Source organism: Caulobacter soli (genome assembly GCF_011045195.1).
Lineage (GTDB): Bacteria > Pseudomonadota > Alphaproteobacteria > Caulobacterales > Caulobacteraceae > Caulobacter > Caulobacter soli.
Genome location: NZ_CP049199.1, coordinates 1185488 through 1206199, shown reverse-complemented (window position 1 = coordinate 1206199; position 20712 = coordinate 1185488). Strand labels below are relative to the sequence as shown.

Genomic DNA, 20712 nt, shown 5'->3' with positions numbered 1-20712 from the left:
GGTCAGCCGTCAACGAGGTGATTCCGTGCGCTCCACCTGCTTCCTGAACCCCGCCGAGGCCGCCCGGCGACTGGGCGTCTCGGCCAAGGCCCTGCGGCTCTACGAGCAGCGCGGTCTGGTGACCCCGGTCCGCACGGCGGCCGGGTGGCGGGCCTATGGTCCCGACCAGATGACGCGCGCCGGCGAGATCGTCGCCCTGCGCGCCCTGGGTCTCAGCCTGGCCCGGATCGCCGACGTGCTGGACGGCGACGCCCAGGCCCTGGAGCCCGCCCTCGCCGCGCATCAGGCAGCGCTGGAAGGCCAGGTTCGCCAGCTGACCGGGGCGGTCGAAAAGGTCCGCGACCTGCGCGCCGATCTGGCCCGAGGGCGGGCGCCCACCGCCGAGGACCTCACGAACCTGCTGACCCCGCGCCCTGGTCTCGGCGTCGCGTTCGAGCTGCCCTGGCCCTGGGGCGGCGAGCGGTTCGAACTGCGCGACATCCCGCCCCTGACCTACATCACCGGCCCCCTGGGCAGCGGCAAGACGCGGCTGGCGATGCGCCTCGCGGAAGCCCTGCCGGGGGCGGTATTCCTGGGCCTGGATCGGACGGCCGCCGACATCACCGACGCGGCGCACGCCACGCGGGTCAAGCAGGCCTTGGCCTGGCTCGCCGAGGACGGGGCCGCGCCGTCCGAAGCCCTGCGGACCTTGCTCGTCGCGCTGGACGCCGACGGGGCCGCGGCCCTGGTCATCGACATGCCGGAACACGGACTGGACCAGGCTACTCAAGAGGCCCTCGCCGTTCATCTGCGTCGTCGGAGCTCCAAGGCGCGTCCGGTGTTCCTGCTCACCCGCTCCAACGCCATCCTCGACGTGGCCGCCGTCGGGCTGGGCGAAACGATCCTCTACTGCCCCGCCAACCACGCCCCGCCGATCCGCGTGGCGCCCTATCCGGGCGCGGCGGGCTACGAGGCCGTGGCCGATTGCCTGGCCTCGCCGGAGGTTCGAGCGCGGACGCAGGGGATGATGGCGGTGATGAGCCCGGCAGTGTGAACCATCGAAAAGTCGGTTTCTGCTATGGTTGGAACTGAGTGGCCACCCAAGGCCAAGTCGCGACGCGAAATGTGATTGCGAACAGCGCCCAACACATCCCGATGAGGAAACCCGCCGCCCCGGCCAAATTGAGGCTGATACTGATCGCATCCCATAAGACCATTGATCTCTTTGAAGAGCCCAAGCCTTCGCGATCTTGACCTATCGCCGCTTCAAAGCGGCGCGCCACGCACATATGGTAACGAAGTCTTGCCCACGGGATGGCTCCTGCGGCAGCGACACCCAAAGCCATCATCCACATCGTAGGAAGCAACGCGAACCAAAGCTCACCTCGCGCATCCTTCAACGCATTCGCGGCGGCCAGCAGTCCCGCCCCGTTGGCAACTCCAAGTGAGGCGATCCACACCTTGCGCCACGCGGCGGAATTTTCCTTCTCCCGCTCGGCATAGTCCGCAATGGTCTTACCCTCTTCAGACATTCCGCCGTCCTTAGATCGTCACCAATCCCAGCCCCGCCGCCGTCGGCAACCACAGCGCCAAGTCAGCGATCACCGCGCCGGTCTCTCGGCCGCTGGCCTGGGCCGCGCGGGCGGCGGCCACGTGAACGTCGGCCCCCTCCTCCCCCAACGCCTCCAGCCAAGCGTAACGCCAGACCGGCAGGGCGTGGACGGCGACGCGCCAGCGACTGCGGGCCACGGCGACCGGGGTCGGACAGGGCGGCGGCGGATCAATCGGTCCGCCCCGATCGACGGCGGCCAGCAGCGGCCCCGGATCGAAGCCCAGGGTCAGCAGCCGCACGCTGTCGGGCCGCCGCAGCCGCGCGCCTGGGGTCAGCAGCAGGTCGGCGGCCAGAACCGGTCCGCCCAGGCGCTCAACTCCGGCCGCGCGCTGGACCTCGGCCCGCGCCCGGTCCAGGCGCGCCAGCTCGGCCGGCAGGGCCGACAGCGCGGCGGGACCGTCGTCGCCGGCGGGCCGCGTGGCCTCCAGATAGTCGGCGAAACCCGCGCCCAGGCCGTAGAGGCTGGGATCGGTCGACGGCCGCGCGGCGATGTAGCCGGCCGCGAACAGCTGGAACACCTGCTCGCCGGCCAAGGCCAACAGGCACGGAAATTCGGCGGTCAGACACTCCATCAACCGGGCGCGATAGCCCCGCGCGTAGAGGCCCAGGCGCTGGGCGGCGGTCAGCCCGCCTTGGTCCTGGGCGGCACCGACAACGACGGCGTCGACGTCCAGCGGCGCGGCACGCCCCAGGATCGCCCCCTGCATCCAGCGCTGCATGGTGGCCAGCTCGGGCTCAACCATGGGCGCGAACCGCTTCCTCGGCGGGCGACCACCCCTCCCGCGCCGCGCTCGCCTTGGCCAACTCGGCCAGCAGGTCCAGCCACGGGGGAATGTTGGCGTCCCATTCCAGCAGGGTCGAGACCCCGCCGGTTCGCGCCTGCACCTCGGCGTAGAGCGGCCAGACCGCGTCGGGCACCGGAGCGTCGTGGGTGTCCATCAGGTGCGTGCCAAAGTCGCTGGGGCCGGCCAGATGGGTCTGCACGATCCGCTCGGCCGGAATGGCGGCGATATAGGCCATGGGATCGAAGCCATGGTTGAAGGCGCTGACATGGACATTGTTGACGTCCAGCAGTAGGCCGCAGTCGGCCGCCTCGGCCAGCCGGGCCAGGAACTCCCATTCGGGCATCTGCGAGGCGTGGAATTCCAGATAGCTGCTGGGGTTCTCCAGGATCAGCGGCCGGCCCAGGCGGTCCTGCACGGCCTTCACCCGATCGATCACATGGGCCAGGGCGGCCTCCGTCAGTGGCAGAGGCAGCAGGTCGTGGGTGTTGATCCCCGCCACCCCGGTCCAGCACAGATGGTCCGAAATCCAGGCCGGCTGGATGCGGTCGGCCAGGGCCGCCAGCTTGTCCAGATAGATGACGTCCAGCGGGTCGGCGCCGCCGATCGACAACGACACCCCGTGCATCACCACCGGCCGATGGGCGGCCACCACCTCCAGCACGTGAGCGGCATAGCCCGCATGATCGAGGAAGTTCTCGCTGATCACCTCGAACCAGTCGACGCCCCAGTCGGCCGGGGGCGTCGCCATCAAGTGCGGGAAATGCGGCTCGCGCAGCCCCACCCCGTCGCCCAGGTTGGGCAGGCCCAGGCGGGGCGCGCGGGGCTGGCGACCGGCCATCAGGTCCCCCTCGTCACGTCGATGGCGGGAAGACGAGGCGCAGATTGTCCGCCGCCGGAGGATCGGCCGGAACCGTCTTGCCCCGATGCGTCATCACCGCCTGATAGGCGCGATAGGCCACGTCGTGCACCTTCTCGCCGCGCTGATACAGCATGGGGTCGCCGAAGGGCACAGACTGCCAGCCATCCTTGCCTTCGCTACCTTCAACGAAGTCGTACAGCTGCATCTGGCCCGTGGCCGGGAACACCTGCGAGGCCGAGATCGGCACGGCGCAGCCGCCGAACCCACCGCACTTGTTGTCGCTGGGCGCCGAGTACAGCTTCTGGGGCGGCAGGCCGCAGCCGCCGCCGACCCCGACACCCGCGCCGCCGCGCACCACCACCGCCGAACCGCAGTTGCCGCCGCCGCCCACCGGCTGGACGAAACCGCAGCCGCCCTGGGCGTGGCAGTTGTTGGAGCCGCGGCAGGTGTGGAAGATCTCGACGGCGGCGCAGCCGTTGTCGCCGGTCCCGTCGAGGTCCAACGCCTGGCACGAATGATAGAGCTTGCCCGGCGTGGCCGGATCCAGGCCGATCGACAGGTCGGGCGTCAGGCCCAGAACCGCCCAGGCGATCGACATCCGGTCGCCCGATCCCGCCATCGACGGGAACGGGAAAAGCACCGGCCCGGTGGCCGGCGGGTTCCAGTAGTCGTTGAGCACCGTCGTCACCCCGGCGATCGCGCCGATCACCGCCTGGCTGAGCAGGGTATGACTGTTGGCCTGGGCGGTCGGTTCGTTCAGGGCGTTCAGCGCCGCCGCCAGTTCGTCGGGGGTCGGCAGCTTGAGAGGGTTGGACGGATCATAGTCCGGCCCCTGCAGCTCCTTGGCCGTCCAGGGGCCGTTCGCCTTCAGCCACATCGGCCAGGTGACGATCTGGGGCAGCAGGTCCAGCACCTTCTTGAACCGCTCGTAGTGGTCCATCGGGTCGTTGTCGGACCGCGCCACGGCGTCGGCCGACGGGATCTGCCGCCCGGTGTCGTCATAGCTGGGATAGTCGGCGCGCAGAGCGGTGTCCGACGGCTGATACTTGGGCTTGACCGCCTGCAGCAGTTGGGGTCGGCGCTGGATCTCGCTGCCCTCGCCCTGGTCGGTGATGGCGTCCATCATCGAGACCATCTGCTCGAAGGCGATGGCCTTGTCGGTGGTGGCGATCGTGGTCTCGAAGCCCATGAACTCGCGCATCGGATGGCCGGGCGAGGAGAAGCTGTTGAACAGGTCGTTCTGCACGGCCGTGGGCGTGAACAGCGCGTCCCACAGGGTGGAGCCGTCGCTGTAGGCCAGGCTCAGATAGTCATAGTAGCACTGGTACATCCAGCCGATGGTGCCGAACCTCGGCAGGGGCTGGCCGGGCTTCCAGTCGGCGAACGGCGCCTTGGGGAAATAGGCCTTTTCCTTGCCGGGCTTGATGTTGGCCCGGGCGTCGATCTCGGGCTGCTCAATGGCGATGAACAGCCGCAACAGCACGTCCGACAGCGGCCCCACGTTCACCGGCACGTCCTCGTGGTGGATCGTGTCCTTCAGGTCGATGATGTTGGGGATGACGCTGTTGGTCGGCCCGTAGCAGGTCCAGCCGTGGCGGTCGTCCTGCAGGGCGGTGTCGGTGAAGCGGGGACTGACGCCCAGCACCGTGGCCATGTTGGCGGCCATCTGCAGGTGCAGCATCTCCTGGATGAACACCGAGAACACCAGGTTAAAGGCGTGCTCGTTGGCGGTGATGGGGTTGGCCGAGGTCTTGGCTCCGGGCCACAGGCGACCTTGGTAGAAGTCGTTCCCCTGCCCCGTGATCGCGTGCATGCCCTGGATCGAATAGAGGCTGGTCATGTAGAGCGGGATCGTGAACAGCTCGACGTCGACCGCGGCCTGGGCGATCGCCCGCAGCGCCATCTTGTCGATCGTCTTGAGCGCTGGATCGCGCGGCGCCTGAGCGCTGGCGCTGAGGGTGCGGGTCACGGCGTCCTCCGATCTGAAATCGACGACGCCCGTCGAGGGGCGGTCGGCGCAACCGGAACGACTCGCTCCAGTCGATTTTGATCTTAGGTTGTGTGGCGGCCAGATCAATACTCAAGATTGATCTGGCCGCGAAAGCGCTACAGCAGGATGTCCGCCGAGGTGAGCGTGCCGGTGACGTTCAGGGCGATCACGAAGTCCGCGATCCCGTCGCCGTTCAAGTCGCCCGAGACATGGTAATAGCCCGAGCTGTCCGGCGCGGCGATGATCAGCTGGCCCGCTGTCTGCGAGAAGCTGGTCACCACCGAGAAGGCGTCGTTGGCCCCCGTGCCCGAATTGGCGTCGATGCCGCTCAGGTCCAGCCTGTCGCCGTCGGCGTGGCTGAAATCGAAGATCAGATCCGTGGCCACCGGCCTGCTGTCGGTCGCGGCGGTATAGACGAAGGTGTCCGCCCCGGCGCCGCCGATCATGAAGTCGGCCCCGCCGCCGCCGGTCAGGGTGTCGTTCCCGTCCAGGCCGTAGAGGATGTCGTTGCCGGCCCCGGCGATCAGGGTGTCGGCGATGTTGTGGCTGGTGCTGTCGCCGACCATCGTGAAGGCCTGGGTGGCCCCGCCGCTGCCGATCACGTCGGAGGCCTTCAGCGACGTCCCCTGGACCGTGATCACCGACTGGAAGTTTCCGCCGGCGTCGGGGGCCGAATAGATGAAGGTCGTCCCGGCGAAGCGCGCGATGGTGATCTTGCCGCCGTCGATCGCCGAGATGTCGATCTTGTCCTCATCGGGGGTGAAGTCGATGACGCTGTCGTAAGCGCTGAAGTTCGAGTTGGTGACCGAGGTGTACTGGAAGGTGTCGTGGGCGTCGCCGCCGTACATGATGTCGGCCCCGTCGCCGCCGAACAGGGTGGAGTCGGTCGTGCGCCCCACCAGAACGTCGTCCCCACTCCCGCCGGCCAGGGCGGCGTTGTTGTCGCCGCCGCCGCTGCTGGCGCTATCGTCGCCGTACATCGAGAAGCTGACGCCGTTGCTGGTGATCAGGTCCGACAGCTTGATGTCGCCGAAGACCTGCACGACGCTGGAATTACCCAGGCCGCCGAAATAGATGAAGGTGCTCAGGCCGAAGCGCGCGAGAATGACGATGCCGTCGTCGGCCGCCGAGATGTTCAGCTTGTCCTGGCCGGTCTGGAAGTCGGTGATCACGTCCCAGTGCAGGATCGGCGAGTCGCCGTCGTCGTAATAGAAGGTGTCGGCCCCGGCCCCGCCGGTGAGAATGTCGCCGCCGTTGCCGCCGTGGAGGCTGTCGGCGCCGGCCGAACCGTTGATCGTGAAGCCGAAATGCGCCACGCCGGTGACGATATCCTTCACCTGCAGGCCTTGGCCCAGCGACTTGATCTGACCGTCGGCCGTGCCATCGCCGTTCTGGTCGATGGACAGGATCTTGTTGGTCCCGTCCGTGGTCAGGGTCAGCTTGGTCGACCCGGTCATCAGCGGCGTCAGCCGCAGCGTGTCCACGCCGTGGGTGAAGTCGGTGATCGTGTCGAAATTGGCGATCGTGCTGTCGCTGACCGCCTCATAGGCGAAGACGTCGGCCCCGCCGGCGCCCGTCAGGGTGTCGGCGCCGCCCTTGCCGGTCAGGGTGTGGCCCGTGCCGTCGCTGATCAAGGTGTTGGCGTTGGCGTCGCCCGTGGCGGATCCCGTGATGGTGATCGTCAGCTGGGCCGTCCCCGCGGCGCCGCCGGGATCCTTGATCGTATAGTCGAACTTGTCGGTCACGACCTGGCCAACGACCAGACCCTCGTGATCGGCCACGTAGGTGTAGGTCCCGTCCGGCCGGATCGTCAGCTTGCCGTTTGCGCCGTTCACCACCGTGCCCCCGGCCACGACGGCCTGGTCCACATGGGTGGTGTTGAAGGCGACATTGGTCACCGTCAACGTTGTGAGCGTGTCGTCGGCGTCGCTGTCGTTGGTGCGGACTGAACCGCTGACCGACAGGCGCTGCGTCACCGCATTGGCGTCGTTGACGCCGGTGGGCGCGAGATTGATGTGGGCGACGGTGGCGGTGGCCGCGCTGGTCGCCGACTCGGCCGTGCCGTGATCGTCGGTATAGCTGGTCACCACGCGGACGACGGCGCCAACATCGGTCGCGGTCAGCGCATAGGTCGCCTGGTCGGCTCCGACATTGACGAAGCCACTGCCGCTGTCGCGCTGCCATTGATAGTGCAGCGTGCCCAGCCCATCGAGATCGACCAGGGTCGAGGTGTCGGCCGTCAGGGTCAGGTTCTCGGCCGCCGTGCCGGTGACCGACACACCACCGGTTGGAAGGTCGTTGACGTTGGCGATCGTCGCCGTCGCGGCGCTGGTCGCCGTTTCGGAGAAGCCCTGGCCGTCGGTATAGCTGATCACCACCTGGATCGTGGCGCCGACGTCGGCGTCGCCCAGGGTGTAGGTCGCCTGGTCGGCCGCGCCGATGCTGACAAAACCCGAACCTGTGTCGCGCTGCCAGTCGTAGTGCAGCGTGCCCAGGCCATCGACGTCGGCCAGGGTCGACACGGCGGTCAGGACCTGGTCCTCGGTCGCCGTGCCGGTGATCGACGCTCCGCCGGTGTGCACGTCATTGACCGCGCTGATGGCCGTCGTGGCCGAGGAGGTCACGGTCTCGCTCGTGGCGTGTCCGTCGGTGTAGCTGATCACCACCTGGATCGTGGCGCCGACGTCGGCGTCGCCCAGGGTGTAGGTCGCCTGATCGGCCGCGCCGATGCTGACGAAGCCCGAACCGGTGTCGCGCTGCCAATCGTAGTGCAGCGTCCCCAAGCCGTCGGCGTCGGCGAGAGCCGAAGTATTGGCGGTCAGAACCTGGTTCTCGGCCTTGGTCCCGGTGATCGTCACCACGCCGGTCGGGAGATCGTTGACGTTGGCGATGGCCGCCGTCGCGGTGCTGGTCTCCGCTTCGGAGAAACCCTGGCCGTCGGTGTAGCTGATCACCACCTGGACCGTGGCGCCGACGTCGGCGTCGCCCAGGGTGTAGGTCGCCTGGTCGGCCGCGCCGATACTGACGAAACCCGAACCGGTGTCACGCTGCCAGTCGTAGTGCAACGTGCCCAGGCCATCGACGTCGGCCAGGGTCGACACGGCGGTCAGGACCTGGTTCTCGGTCGGCGTGCCGGTGATCGACGCCCCGCCGGTGTGCAGGTCATTGACCGGAGCAATGGGGTTGGTGCCAACGATGCTGACCTGCTCGGCCGCGCCCCGCTGATCGGTATAGGTGACGATCACGCCGATCAGCTCGCCGACGTCGGCGTCGGTCAGGGTGTAGGTCGGCTGGTCGGATCCGACGAGGACCGTGTCCGTCCCGACACCACGCGTCCATTGATAGTGGAACGTGCCCAGCCCGTCGGGATCGACCAGGTTGGAGGTGTTGGCCGTCAGGACCTGGTCTTCGGTCGTCGTGCCGGTGATCGAAATCCCACCGGTCGGAAGGTCGTTGACGTTGGTGATCGTCGCCGTCGCGGCGCTGGTCGCCGTTTCGGAGAAGCCCTGGCCGTCGGTGTAGCTGATCACCACCTGGATCGTGGCGCCGACGTCGGCGTCGCCCAGGGTGTAGGTCGCCTGGTCGGCCGCCCCGGTGCTGACGAAGCCGCTGCCGGTGTCGCGCTGCCAGTCGTAGTGCAGCGTGCCCAGGCCATCGACGTCGGCCAGGGTCGAGACCGCGGTCAGGACCTGGTCCTCGGTCGCCGTGCCAGTGATGGACGCTCCGCCGGTGTGCGGGTCGTCGACCCCGGCGATCGCCGCGCTGGGGCCGCTGGTGACGGTGTTGGAGAAGCCCTGGCCGTCGGTATAGCGGACCACCACCTGGATCGTGGCGCCGACGTCGGCGTCGTCCAGGGTATAGGTGGCCTGATCGGCCGCGCCGATGCTGACGAAGCCGCTGCCGGTGTCGCGCTGCCAGTCGTAATGCAACGTGCCCAGGCCGTCGGAGTCGGCCAAGGTCGAGGTGTCGGCCGTCAGGACCTGGTCCTCGGCCGCCGTGCCGGTGACCGACACGACGCCGGTCGGGGTGTCGTTGCTGGCGACGATCGCGACCGTCGGAGTGCTGATCGCCTCCTCATACGTCCCGCCGGCGTCCGTATAGTAGATCTTCACCTGGATCAGGCCGCCGATGTCGCCGTCGCCCAAGGTGTAGGTCGACTGGTCGGCTCCGACATTGACATAACCGCCGCCGACGTCGCGCTGCCACTGGTAGTGCAGCGTGCCCAGGCCGTCCGGATCGGCCAGGGTCGAGACCGCCGTCAGCACCTGGTCCTCGGCCGCCGTGCCGGTGATGCTGGCGCCGCCCGTGGGAGCGTCGTTGGAGCCCGCGATGTTGAAGATGACCGAGCCGCTATCCGAAAGCGCGCCGCCGGTTCCCTGGCCGCCGCCGTCGTTCAGGCTGTAGTTCAGCGTCACCGACGCGGGGGGCGCGTCGCTGGTATTTTCATAGGCGATGTGTCGGATGAGGTCGTTGACCAACGCCGTCGTCGCCGCCGTGCCCGAGCTGTTGAAGGTGATCGTCAGCACGTTGCCGGTTTGGTTGCTGGTGGCGAAGGTCAGGCCCCCGGCCTGGAAATCGCCGGTGCCGGCGTCGACGGTGAACAGCCCGCTGGCGAGAACGCCGAACAGATCGCTGGCGTTGGGCGAGGCGCGCTGGACCGTGAAGGTGGCGCCGGCGTAGTCGCCCAGGCCGCCGTTGCGGGCGTCGAGCTCGAGGTCCGAAACCGTGAGACCGCCCAGCAGGGCCGAGAAGGCCTGCTCGACCCCGTTCACCGTCGTGGCGGTGGCCGGAACCACGGGCGCGTCGTTCACCGCCGTGATGCTGGTGGTGAGGTCGACCGCGCCGCCGCTGTAGTGGGTCGCGCCGCCATTCGCGCTGATGTCGGTCGACGCGCTGAAGCTGACCGCGCTCGAATTGTCGATCAGGTGGGCCGTCAGGGCCGGAACCGCCCCGTTGTAGTTCGCCGCCGGCAGGAACCGGATCAAGGCGTTGGCGGGCAGCACGAGGGCCGCGCTCAAGGCCGGCGAACCGACCGCGCTCCAGTTGGAACCGCTGTCGGTCGAGTACTGCCACGTTCCCTGGCTCGTCGCCGCGTTGCCGGTGATCGCCACTCCGCCCAGGCTGTCGCCGTCGATGTCGCTGAAGTGCGAGGCGAACAGGCTGGAGACGGTCGCGCCCGCCGGGTTGGCGGCGTCTTCGGCGACCGCCGTCAGGGTGGCTGAACCGCTGGCGACCGGCGCGTCGTTGGTCGCAGTGACGACGACGTTCAGCGTCATGGACGCGCTGTACGGCGTCGTGCCGCCGGTGGTGGTCAGGTCCGCCGTGGCGCCGGTGGTCACCGCGCCCGCCGCGTCGTCGATCAGCGAGACGGTCAGGGACGGCGCCGTGCCGTTGTAGTCGGCCGCCGGCACGAACCGCACCAGGGTGCTGGCGTCCAGGATGAAGGCGCTGGAGGTCGAGACCGCCGGCAGGTCGTGCCAGGTCCCGCCCTCGAAGTATTGATAGACGCCCTGCGCCGCGGTCGCCGCGTCGCCCGTCACCGCGATGCCGGTGAAGGCGTTGGCCGACGAGCCGCCCGAGACCGTGTCCTTGGCGTCGGAGAAGTGGCTGGCGAACAGCGAGGAGACGGTCTGGCCGGCCCCGGGGGCGGAATCCTCGGCGACCGAAGTCAGGCTGACGGTCGAGCCGTTGATGACCGTCGGCGCGTCGTTGACGGCCGTGACCGCGTGGCTCAGCACCACCGTGCCGGTGCTGAAGGCGGTCGAGCCGCCGTTGGTGGTGGTGTTGACGACCGCGCCGGTGGTGATCGCGCCGCTGGAGGCGTCGACCAGCCGCACCGTCAGGGTCGGGGCCGGGCCGTTGAAGTCGGTCGCCGGGGCGAAGCGGATCGCCGTGGAGGCGGCCAGCTCGACCGCCGCCGCCGTCGAGGTCGCGCCGATGTTCACCCAGGTCGAGCCGTTCCAGTACTGCCACTGGCCCGTGCCGGCGGTCGAACCGTTGGCGATCACGGCCACGCCGGCGAAGGCGTCGCCGTCGCCGTCGGCGTACTGGCCGCCGAACACGGCCGAGACCGTGTTGGCCAGGGTGGTGGGGCTGATGTCCTCGTTGCTCGCGGTGACGCTCTCGGTCCCGTCGCCGCTCACGGTCGGCGCGTCGTTCACGCCGATGATGGTGATGGTGTAGTTGTCGGTGTCGCTCAGCGTGCCGCCCGAACCGGTGGAGCCGCCGTCGCTGGTGACCACCGTCAGGGTGTCGGTCCCGCTGACATTGGTGTTGCCGTGGAACAGCAGGCCGTTGCTGGCCGCCAGGGTGGCGTTGATCGCGTTGATCGTGCCGGTGAGGGTCACCGTGCCCGTGCCGTTGCCGCTGACGGCGCCCGCGGTCAGGCCGCTGCCGACATCGGTCCGCAGGGTCAGCACGCCCTTGGTCACGCTCAGGGTGACCGTCATCGTGGCCGAGGCCGGATTGGCGTCGGCGTCGCTGATCTGCAGGCCCGTGACGGCGATATCGGCGTTTTCGTTGCCCGTGGCGCCGGACACCGTGCCGTTGACCGGCGCGTCGTTGACCGCCGCTATGTTGATCGTGCTGGTGGTCGTGTTGACCGAACCGGCCAGCACGCCCGGCGAGCCGTCGCTGACCGTCCAGGTGACGGTGCGGCTGGTGTTGGAACCGTAGTTCGTCGGGTTGTCGCCCGTGGCCCAATAGACCAGCCCCGCCATGGCGGTCTGGTAGTTGGCGATGGTGTCGTAACCGGTCAGCGTCAGGGTCTCGGTCGCCGCGTTCCAGCTGATCGTGATGCTGGTGCCGGCGATCGTACCGGTGATCTGCTTGCTGCCGCTGTAGCCCAGATGGTCGTCGGCGGTGCTGTTCTCGTTCGACGAGAACGTACCGCCCGTGATCTGCACCGTGGCGCTGACCAGGTAGCCGCTGTCGGTGTCGGTGATCGTCGGCGCGCCGGTCAGCGCGGTGAGCGTGGCGCCCTGCTCTGTCGCGCCCGTGCTGTTGCCGCTGACGGTCAGGACCGGCAGGTCGGTGAAGGTCAGGCCTTCGATGTTGGCGCCGGACGCCGTGAAGGCGGGCGAGGGAAAGATCGAGCGGATATAGGTGGCGGTCGTGCCGGCGGCGTTCAGCTGGAGGACGTAGATCACGTCGTCGGTGTCGGAACCGGTGGTCTCTTCGCTTTCGACATAGAGCTGGCGCGTCGACTGGTCGAACGTCATGTCGCCGCCGAAGAAGACGTTGGCCGGCATGCCGCTGAACGTCACCTTGGTCGGGGTTCCGTCGGTCGCGCTGGCGTCGATCCACCAGACCGCGTTGTCGTTGGCGTCATAGCTGCCGCTGGGCGAGGCCGCGTTCGACCGGGTCGTGAAATAGACCTTGTGATTGCTCTCATCGACCTCGACGTCGATGATCCGGCCGTTGCTGCCGTCCGTCGGAAAGACGCTGGCGGCGATCATGTTGGTCGCCGTGTCCGGCGAGGTCAGGTCAAGGCGATACAGCGCATTGGAAGAGCTGCCCAGACGCTCGCTGTAGAACAGGCGACCGCCGGCGACGACCGAGCGGTCGAGCGCGAAATCCTGCGGATCGAGCAGATGGAGCGTGCCGTTCACGTTGGCGCGGTTGTCGGAATCGGCGGTGGTCAGGAAACCCAGGTCGGTGAGCGTGCCCGCCGTGTCGTAGCTGTAGACCTTGATGCCGGTGATGGCGCCGTTCGTTCCCGCGCCATCCTGCACCCCGACGTAGATCCTGTGCGTGAAGGCGTCGACCTCGATCGTGTTGACGATGAGCGAGGTCGAGAAGGTGACCACCGCGGTCGGGGCCGCCGAGCTGCCGATGCTGCCGCGCAGCAGAACGGCGTGGTCGTTGATGGTGTTGTTGTTGATCGCGAAATAGAAGCCCGCCGCCGTGTCCACGCCGATATCGGCGGTGAACGAGCTGGCGAACTTGTCGTCGCCCGTGCCGGCGACGCCGTTGTCGACGACGACCGTGCCGCCGGTGTTGTCGTCATTGATGCGGGCGAGGCGGGTGTCGGCGTCGCCGCCTTCGGTGATGTACCACAGTTGGCCGGAGAAGGGCATGGATCAGTCCTTTGCCTCGGCCGAACCGTACACCGGCGGACGACCTCGGAGCTCTCGCTCCGCGTGTAATGGATGAAGGAAAAGACCGCGGGCGTCCCATCGCCCCGCACGAGGCGGAGGTGAAAAGTCGTGCGCACGAGCGCATTTTTTATGCACCTGACTCCCTCCCCGCTCTAGTCGAACCTTAAACGCAACCTTAACGGGGAGTCCGAAGGCGCACAAGTAGACATACGCCAAGCGGCGAACATCGTTCTCCTGTCTATTGTGCAGCTCAGGATAGTGAGATACGAGGAGGACAATCGCGGGATGGGGTGCGCGCTCTTAGTCTTGGTTAAGTCGAAACCACAACTAATGGTTTAGCCTTTCCGGTCGCGCCCTATAGCCTGCGCTTTAAGACTTTTGGGAGCGAGGGAGACAGCATGACCCAGCCTTATATTGGCGAGATCCGCCTGTTCGGGGGCAATTTCGCTCCCATGGGCTGGGCGATGTGCGACGGCCAGCTGATAGCCATCGCCACGAACGACACGCTGTACAATCTGCTTGGCACGACCTACGGCGGGGACGGCGTCAACACGTTCGGCGTCCCCGACCTTCGGGGTCGGGTTCCGAGCCACATGGGCACCAAGAACGGCATGACCTACGCCATAGGCCAGCCGGGCGGGACCGAGTCCGTCACCCTGACGCCCCAGCAACTGCCCCAGCATACACACCCGATGTTCGCGTCCTCCGCGACGGGCACATTGAACGTCCCCACCGCCACGAGCCTGCTTTCCAACCAGGGGCCGACCGGAACGGGGATCAACGCCTACACGCCCTATAACGCGAGCAACCCGCAGGTCGCCCTGTCGGCCGCCTCGACCACGCCGGTCGGCGGCAACCAGCCGCACGACAACATGCAGCCCTATCTGGGCGTCAACTTCATCATCGCGCTGTACGGCGTCTATCCGTCGCAGAACTGAAGCCTTCCGCCCGAAATCATCAGGAGACTCAAAGAAATGAGCGATCAATTTCTCGCGGAGATCCGTATCTTCAGCTTCCCGTTCGCGCCGGCGGGCTGGGCCCAGTGCAATGGGCAGATCATGCCGATCCAGCAGAACACCGCGCTGTTCTCGCTGCTGGGCACCACCTACGGCGGCAACGGCACCAGCAACTTCGGCCTGCCCAACCTGATGGGCAACATCCCGCTGCACGTCGGACGCAACCAGCCGGGCCCCGGCCTGCAGATCTACGACCTGGGCCAGACCGGCGGATCGACGACCGTGACGATTCTGCAGACCGAAATGGCGATGCACAGCCACTCGCCGATGGCGACCACGGCGGACGGCACCGTCCCCACCGCAGCGAACAACCAGCCGGCCAGGGCCTATACCGGCAATATCCAGGACTACACCGAAGGCCTGTTCTACAGCCCCATCACCTCGCCCCAGCTGCAGATGCCGCCCCAGACGCTCGGCCTGACCGGCGGCTCGCAACCGCACAACAACATCATGCCCTCTCTATTCGTGAACTACTGCATCGCCCTTCAGGGCGCCTTCCCCGCCCGCAACTGATCCGCCCCGCAACGAACACGAGGAACAAGACTCATGAGCATGCAATACATGGGCGAGATCCGGATCATGGCCTTCAACTATGCTCCGAAGAACTGGGCGATGTGCAACGGCCAGACCCTGGCCATCTCGCAGAACCAGGCGCTGTTCTCGCTGCTGGGCACGACCTACGGCGGCAACGGCGTGACCACATTCTGCCTGCCCGACCTGCGGACGCTGGTGCCCGGACACGTTGGTCAGGGCTATACCCTGGGCGAGACGCTGGGCGAGTATTCTCACACTCTGCTGCAGACCGAAATCCCGCAGCACACCCACTTCTTCAAGGTGGACGACACCAACGCGGCGTCCAGCAACACCTCGGCGGCGGCGGCCGGCAAGAGCTTCGGCCAGACCGCGGGCAGCCTCAACGGCAGCTCGCCCGTCGCGTTCAACATGTACAGCTCGACCCTGACGCCAACCTCGGTGATGGCGCCCCAGGCGCTGGGCATCGCGGGCGGCAGCCAGCCGCACGAGAACCGCCAGCCGTTCCTGACGCTGAACATCTGTATCGCCCTGTCGGGGATCTTCCCCTCGCGGAACTAGCGACCGGATCCCCGTCGCGTGACCTCAGTTGAACACGGCCTGATAGTCCTGCCGCCCCGGCTGGGGCGTGTGGATCGGGATCAGATAGAGATCGTAGGTGGTCCCATCCTCGTGCGTGATCGCATGCATCCCCTCGGCGAGCACATCGCCGGGGGGACCGCTGAAGATCAGGACGAAGGGTTGAACGCCCGCGTCATGGCCCGGCTGGACCTCGAGCCGCTCGACCTCGCTCAGGGACAGCTGATGATGACCGCCCTCGACGCGGAATGTCGCGTTCACGTGGGGGGCGAAGGTGTCCGCGGTCAGCGGGACGTAGTCGGCGGCCATGAAATCCCTCGGGTCAGAATCGAAGCGTGGCCATTATGACGACCTCGCCACCTGAACAGGAAGACCCTGCCGCGACGCGTCCGGAAGATGCAATCCCCTTGAGAACGCCCCCGCCCTTCGCGCTGCGCCCCGAGGCGGAAGCCGACACGCCCTTCCGGCTGGCCTTGTTTCGCGTCTCGCGCGGCCCGGGCTGGGACCAGGTCCCCCTGCCCGCCGACCTGCTGAGCAAGATCATGGAGCAGCAGTTTCACGCCCAGACCCAGGGCTATCGCATAGCCTATCCGCGGGCCCGGCTCGAGATCGTCACCGTCGACGCGGCTCCCGTGGGGCGGCTGGCCACGGATCGAAGTCCCGACGCCGTGCACCTGATCGATATCGCCATCGTCCCCGAGCGGCGCGGCCAGGGGATCGGCGAGGCGATCCTGCGCGCCCTGATGGACGAAGCCGACGGCGCCGGCGCGCCGCTGATCCTGCAGGTGGCCCGCGACAACCTCGCGGCCCAGCGCCTGTACCAGCGGCTGGGCTTCGTCGCGACGGCGGCGGACGACACACATTTCAGACTGCGCTGGCCCGCGCCCCCCGCTTGACCCGCGTCGCCGTGGCGAGCGATCCCGACGGCGCTGGGCGAGGTCGCCCTTGGAAGCGGACCGCACCTCATCGACCTATCGAGCCAGCTCTACGGGTCAGAGAAATTCGCCAATTTCCCCAGTGTTGCCAGATCAAAAACGCCCCTTTTACGAGCACCCATGAAAAAGTTCTCGCAAAGCGCGCACTCAAGCGAGCTCAATCCCAATTGAACCCGGCCTGGATTGCCTCCGAACCTAGCCCAGAGGAGGGGGATGTCTTGCGAAACCTCGCATAACGTCGCTCAAAGACTTTCAAATAGCGAGTAATATCACGCCATCACAACAAGGTTAGATCAAATACTCCGTAAAAATTTCTAAATATACCTAAGACAAAGACCCTTTTCGCGAAGGTTTTCAACGCGTACGATACCACCATGTCGACGGACGCGTTATCCACAAATAAGAACGTCCGCAACGCGAGGGATCTATGAACGTCCATATTTCGGCGTTTTCACTGCACATAGACAGAGATCAAGCGTCGAACTTTCAAAGCTTGACTAGAAACAACCCGCGACACGAAACGTGCGCCAGCGTCGTCGCCGACCGCGTTGTCGGCCAGGACGCCACCCTTGGCCCCGGCGATCGCTCCCCCGAGGGGCCGGAAGGACCGTGGCGAACGATCAACCTCTCGGACCTCGGCGAAGGCCCCGATGACGAGCTGTCGGCGAGCGTCGGATGAAGCGGGCCCTGGTCATCGGATCCGAGGGCAATATCGGCAAGCCCCTGGCGATCCATCTGCGCGCCCAGGGCTGGGAGGTGCTGTGCGCCGACATCAGGCCCGGCTGGCGCAAGGACTACCTGCAGATCGACATCAACCAGCCCGCCGACCTGATGCCCACCCTGCGCTGGAAACCCGACGTGATCTTCGCCCTGGCCGCCGTGGTCAGCCGGGTGACGTGCGAACAGGCCTCCAGCCTGGCGGTCAGCACCAATCTGGGCGGACTGAACAACGTGGTGCTGCTGGCCCAGGCCGCCGACGCCAAGCTGGTCTATTTCTCGACCTCCGAGGTCTATGGGCCGACCGACGGACCGATGGACGAGGCCGCCACCACGCCTCGCCCCAACAATCGCTACGGCCTGACCAAGCTGCTGGGCGAGCAACTGGTAGGCTACGAGGTCGCCCAGCACGGCCTACGCGCGGTCACCTTGCGGCCGTTCATGATCTACGACGAGAACGAGGACTTCGGCGACCACCGCTCGGCCATGATCCGCTTCGCTCACGACCTGGCGCGGGGTCGGTCGATCCAGGTGCATCGCGGCAGCGCCCGGGGCTGGCTGCACATCTCCGATGCCGTGCGCGCCATCGAGGCCGCCGCCGCCGTGGAAGAGCATGCGGTGATCAACATCGGCCATCCGGACGTGTCGCCGATCGAGGCCCTGGCCGAGGGCCTGCGGATCCGCCTGAACGCCTCGCCGTCCTTGATTACCCAGAACGACCTGCCCGCCCGAATGACCCCCGCCAAGCAGCCTAGCCTCACCCGCATGCGTGATCTGCTGGGCGTGACGCCGAAGGTGTCGCTGGACGAGGGCCTGGACCGCGTGGTGGCGCGGGTGCGAACCCGCCTCGCCCTCAGCGCGATGGAACAGCCGGCGTGATCGAGCCCGTGATACGCTTCGGCCGACACCACGACACCGCCCTGCCTGGCGCCAAGATCCGAGCCCGGCCATGAAGGACTCCCACGACCGGCCGCGACCGCCGCTGCCAAGCCACGACGTATCGACGGACAGCGCCCCCGGCGATCCACCGACGGCGGAGGCGCGGCCGCTGCGTATCCTGCTGGCCTGCAACTACGACCCCGCCAACGCCGCCACGGTCTGCGACCACATCAACGCCTTCGCCCGCTATTCGCGCCACCAGGTGCAGGTGCTGTCGCGGGTCGGCGAGATCTTCGACGGCGTGAAGCTGGACACCTTCGACGTCGTCGTGATCCACTATTCGCTGTTCCTGGCGGTCGAGGCCTTTGTCGGCCCGCGATCGCGGCGGGCCCTGGCCGCGTTCAAAGGCGCCAAGGCGGTGTTCATCCAGGACGAATACCGCTTCGTGAACGCCACGCTCGACGCGCTGGAGGCCTGCGGCGTGGACCTGGTCTTCACCTGCCTGGGACCGGCGGAGGCCGAGCGGATCTATGGCGGGGCGCCGGGCCTGCGCACCCAGCAGGTGTTGACCGGCTACGTGCCGCAATGGTTGGCGAACTATCCGCCCATACCGCTGTCGGCCCGCAGGACCATGGTCGGCTATCGCGGCCGGACCTACCCGGCCTGGCACGGTGAACAGGGTCGCGAGAAGATTCGCATCGGCAAGCTGTTCAAGCGCGACGCCAGGCGCTTCGGCATCTCGACCGACATCGCCTGGTCGGAACGCAGCCGGCTCTACGGTCGTGACTGGGTGAAGTTCATCCGCGATTGCCAGGCCGTGCTGGCCGTCGAGAGCGGGGCCAGCGTCTTCGACTTCGACGGCGCGGTGGCGGCCCGCAGCGAAAGCTTCGCCACGTTGATTGAGCGCCCTCACCCGATCCCCGCCCTGGCCCGAAAGCCCTCCTACGAGATGTTGCGCGATCGGTTCTTCGCCGGGCGCGAGGACCAGATCGACATCGCCCAGATTTCGCCCCGCGTGTTCGAGGCGATCGCCTTGCGCACCCTGATCATCGCCTATCCCGGCCGCTATTCGGGCGTGATGGAGCCTTGGCGGCACTATGTCCCGCTCGACAAGGACCACGGCAACATGGCGCAGGTCGCGACGGTGCTGCGCGACCCCGAGAAGATCGCCGAGATCATCACCAACGCCTATGCCGAGATCGCGCTCAATCCCGCCTACGGCTACGGCGCGATGATCGCGCTATTCGACGCACGGGTCGCCGAGACGGCGGTCGGCAAGCCGCGCGCCACGTTCAGCGACCGCAGCGACGCCAGGTTCCGCAAGGCCTTCCCGTTCACGCCCGTCGACAATCCGCACGAGGTGCGCCCCCGGGGAGCGGTCGAGCGGCTGGCGCGCGCGGCCGTTCGCCGCCTGGGCCTTGCGGACCTGGCGCGCCGCGCCTTGCGGTTTCGATCCCGCGCCTAGTCGACGCCGATCCAGCGCCGCAGGATCGGCAGGCGGGCGATGTCGCGCAGCCGCCGCCGCAGCAGGGGCGCCTTGAGCAGGCGCGACTCCACGATGACCGCCGCCCAGGCGCTCCAGTCCCGCAAGCGCAGGAACAGCCGCAAACCGCGTCTCACGCCAGCACCTGGTCGGTGATCTCGCGCACCACCGTGCGCCAGCTGTAGCGGCCCGAGGCCACGATCTCGGCATGGGCCCGATCGGCCATGGCCTGGGCGCGCCGGACGTCGCGGCTGAGATCGAGGGCCGCCTCGATGTCGGACAGGTCGCGGCGAACGGGCTGGTAATGCGTCCCAGCCTCGAGCACGCCACTATAGTCGCCCTCGACCAGCACCTGGAAGGTCCGGGTCGCCACGGCCTCGAGGTGACGCGGCGACATCGCGCGGATCTCGATCCGCGACGCAAGGTCGTCCGCCCGCGCCTCGCCCGTCAGATCGACCAGCGACGAGCCGCCCTCGACCCCGACCACCGCCCGGCTGGCGCCCAGCAGGCGGATCCAGGCCTCGCCGACCAGCCGGCGCTCGCCATCCACCGCCACGTCGGCGCGATGGCCCCGCGCCCTGGCCCAGGCCGCCGCGCGCACGCCGACCTCGCGCTTGAGCTCACCCATCTCGCCCAGCCAGGCCGGCGCTTCCCAAGCCCGATAGCTGACGGCGATCGACCGCCGCGCCAGATCGCTGGAGCCCCGCCGCATCAGCTTGTCGTCCACATAGCTGGTCAGGAAACGCCGCAGGGCGAAGGGTCTTTGGGCGACCGGGTAGACGCTGTCCCACAGCGCCGGCTCAAGCGCGGTGAGCAGCAGGTCGATCCGAGCCTCGACCAGGAAGTCGCGCAGCGCCTGGAGACCCAGGAACTCGTCGAGCGGCGCGGCCACGCGGCGCGCCCGCGGCGGAAGCGCCTCCATCGCTCGTCGCAATCCGCCCAGGCCCACGCGTGTATAACGGGCGGTCAGGGCCGTGGCGTCGATCAGCACCAGATCCGGATCCAGCTGGGCGATCCAGGCCGAGTTGAACGGAAAGCCGATGTTCAGAAAGCTCACCCGCCCGGGGAAGCAGGTCCTCCAGGCAAAGATCCGCTGGTGCTCCCAGCGGCGCATCGGCCACTGGCCGCGCCAGTTGTACAGGACCAGGGCGGTCGGTCGGTGACCCATGCCCGGCGCGCTAGGCCACGCGGCGCACAAGAAGGAATTGCGAAGCCATGAACGCCACCTTGAGGTTGGAGCGCCCGACG

At 67.6% G+C, this 20712-nt stretch carries 15 protein-coding genes; 7 read left to right on the top strand and 8 right to left on the bottom strand.

Features of this window, described 5'->3' with window-relative positions; all coding sequences use genetic code 11:
- The first annotated feature begins 25 nt into the window (after positions 1–25).
- Complete coding sequence (locus G3M62_RS05925) at positions 26–1033, top strand: MerR family transcriptional regulator (RefSeq protein ID WP_246263490.1); 1008 nt, start codon at positions 26–28, stop codon at positions 1031–1033.
- Positions 1034–1055: 22 nt separating this feature from the next.
- Here G3M62_RS05925 and G3M62_RS05920 read toward each other — a convergent pair whose 3' ends face one another.
- From G3M62_RS05920 to G3M62_RS05900, 5 genes are all read right to left on the bottom strand, one after another.
- Entirely contained in the window at positions 1056–1511 is a 456-nt protein-coding gene (locus G3M62_RS05920) for a hypothetical protein (RefSeq protein WP_165185486.1), read from the bottom strand.
- 10 nt (positions 1512–1521) lie between these two features.
- Positions 1522–2334: an HvfC/BufC N-terminal domain-containing protein gene (locus tag G3M62_RS05915; RefSeq protein WP_165185485.1), complete on the bottom strand. Its 813-nt coding sequence runs from the start codon at positions 2332–2334 to the stop codon at positions 1522–1524.
- The gene (bufB, locus tag G3M62_RS05910) at positions 2327–3214 is read right to left on the bottom strand and encodes an MNIO family bufferin maturase (RefSeq protein WP_165185483.1); all 888 of its coding nucleotides are present in this window, start codon (positions 3212–3214) and stop codon (positions 2327–2329) included. The genes G3M62_RS05915 and bufB overlap by 8 nt, the downstream gene beginning before the upstream one ends.
- A 13-nt stretch (positions 3215–3227) precedes the next feature.
- Positions 3228–5204, bottom strand: a complete 1977-nt coding sequence (locus G3M62_RS05905) for a ferritin-like domain-containing protein (protein ID WP_165185482.1) — start codon at positions 5202–5204, stop codon at positions 3228–3230.
- A gap of 137 nt (positions 5205–5341) precedes the next feature.
- Entirely contained in the window at positions 5342–13303 is a 7962-nt protein-coding gene (locus G3M62_RS05900; RefSeq protein ID WP_165185480.1) for a M10 family metallopeptidase C-terminal domain-containing protein, read from the bottom strand.
- Positions 13304–13722: 419 nt separating this feature from the next.
- On the opposite strand from G3M62_RS05900, the gene G3M62_RS05895 reads away from it, so the two are divergent.
- Genes G3M62_RS05895 through G3M62_RS05885 form a run of 3 tightly spaced genes read left to right on the top strand, consistent with a single transcriptional unit; the run spans position 13723 to position 15432 of the window.
- Complete coding sequence (locus G3M62_RS05895; RefSeq protein WP_165185478.1) at positions 13723–14262, top strand: phage tail protein; 540 nt, start codon at positions 13723–13725, stop codon at positions 14260–14262.
- 36 nt (positions 14263–14298) lie between these two features.
- Positions 14299–14853, top strand: a complete 555-nt coding sequence (locus G3M62_RS05890) for a phage tail protein (RefSeq protein WP_165185477.1) — start codon at positions 14299–14301, stop codon at positions 14851–14853.
- A 33-nt stretch (positions 14854–14886) separates the two neighbouring features.
- On the top strand, positions 14887–15432 hold the full coding sequence (locus tag G3M62_RS05885) for a phage tail protein (protein WP_165185475.1): 546 nt from the start codon (positions 14887–14889) through the stop codon (positions 15430–15432).
- A 24-nt stretch (positions 15433–15456) separates the two neighbouring features.
- On the opposite strand, the gene G3M62_RS05880 is transcribed toward G3M62_RS05885, so the two are convergent.
- Positions 15457–15759 (bottom strand): DUF6916 family protein, encoded by a 303-nt coding sequence (locus tag G3M62_RS05880; protein ID WP_165185474.1) that lies wholly within the window; start codon positions 15757–15759, stop codon positions 15457–15459.
- A gap of 98 nt (positions 15760–15857) precedes the next feature.
- Between G3M62_RS05880 and G3M62_RS05875 the strand changes: the two genes are divergently transcribed.
- The 3 genes from G3M62_RS05875 (at position 15858) to G3M62_RS05865 (ending at position 19446) form a co-directional block, all read left to right on the top strand.
- Positions 15858–16346, top strand: coding sequence for a GNAT family N-acetyltransferase (locus tag G3M62_RS05875; RefSeq protein WP_246263488.1), 489 nt, complete (start codon positions 15858–15860; stop codon positions 16344–16346).
- A 714-nt stretch (positions 16347–17060) separates the two neighbouring features.
- Positions 17061–17981 (top strand): NAD-dependent epimerase/dehydratase family protein, encoded by a 921-nt coding sequence (locus G3M62_RS05870; protein ID WP_165185472.1) that lies wholly within the window; start codon positions 17061–17063, stop codon positions 17979–17981.
- Between the two features lie 70 nt (positions 17982–18051).
- Positions 18052–19446 carry a hypothetical protein gene (locus G3M62_RS05865; protein WP_165185470.1) on the top strand — a complete coding sequence of 465 codons (1395 nt, stop codon included), beginning with the start codon at positions 18052–18054 and terminating at the stop codon, positions 19444–19446.
- Here G3M62_RS05865 and G3M62_RS05860 read toward each other — a convergent pair.
- Both G3M62_RS05860 and G3M62_RS05855 read right to left on the bottom strand, forming a co-directional pair.
- Positions 19443–19601, bottom strand: a complete 159-nt coding sequence (locus G3M62_RS05860; protein WP_165183846.1) for a hypothetical protein — start codon at positions 19599–19601, stop codon at positions 19443–19445. The two genes, G3M62_RS05865 and G3M62_RS05860, sit on opposite strands and share 4 nt — an antisense overlap.
- Complete coding sequence (locus G3M62_RS05855) at positions 19598–20632, bottom strand: hypothetical protein (RefSeq protein WP_165185469.1); 1035 nt, start codon at positions 20630–20632, stop codon at positions 19598–19600. Before G3M62_RS05855 ends, G3M62_RS05860 begins: the two co-directional genes overlap by 4 nt.
- Between the last annotated feature and the right edge of the window lie 80 nt (positions 20633–20712).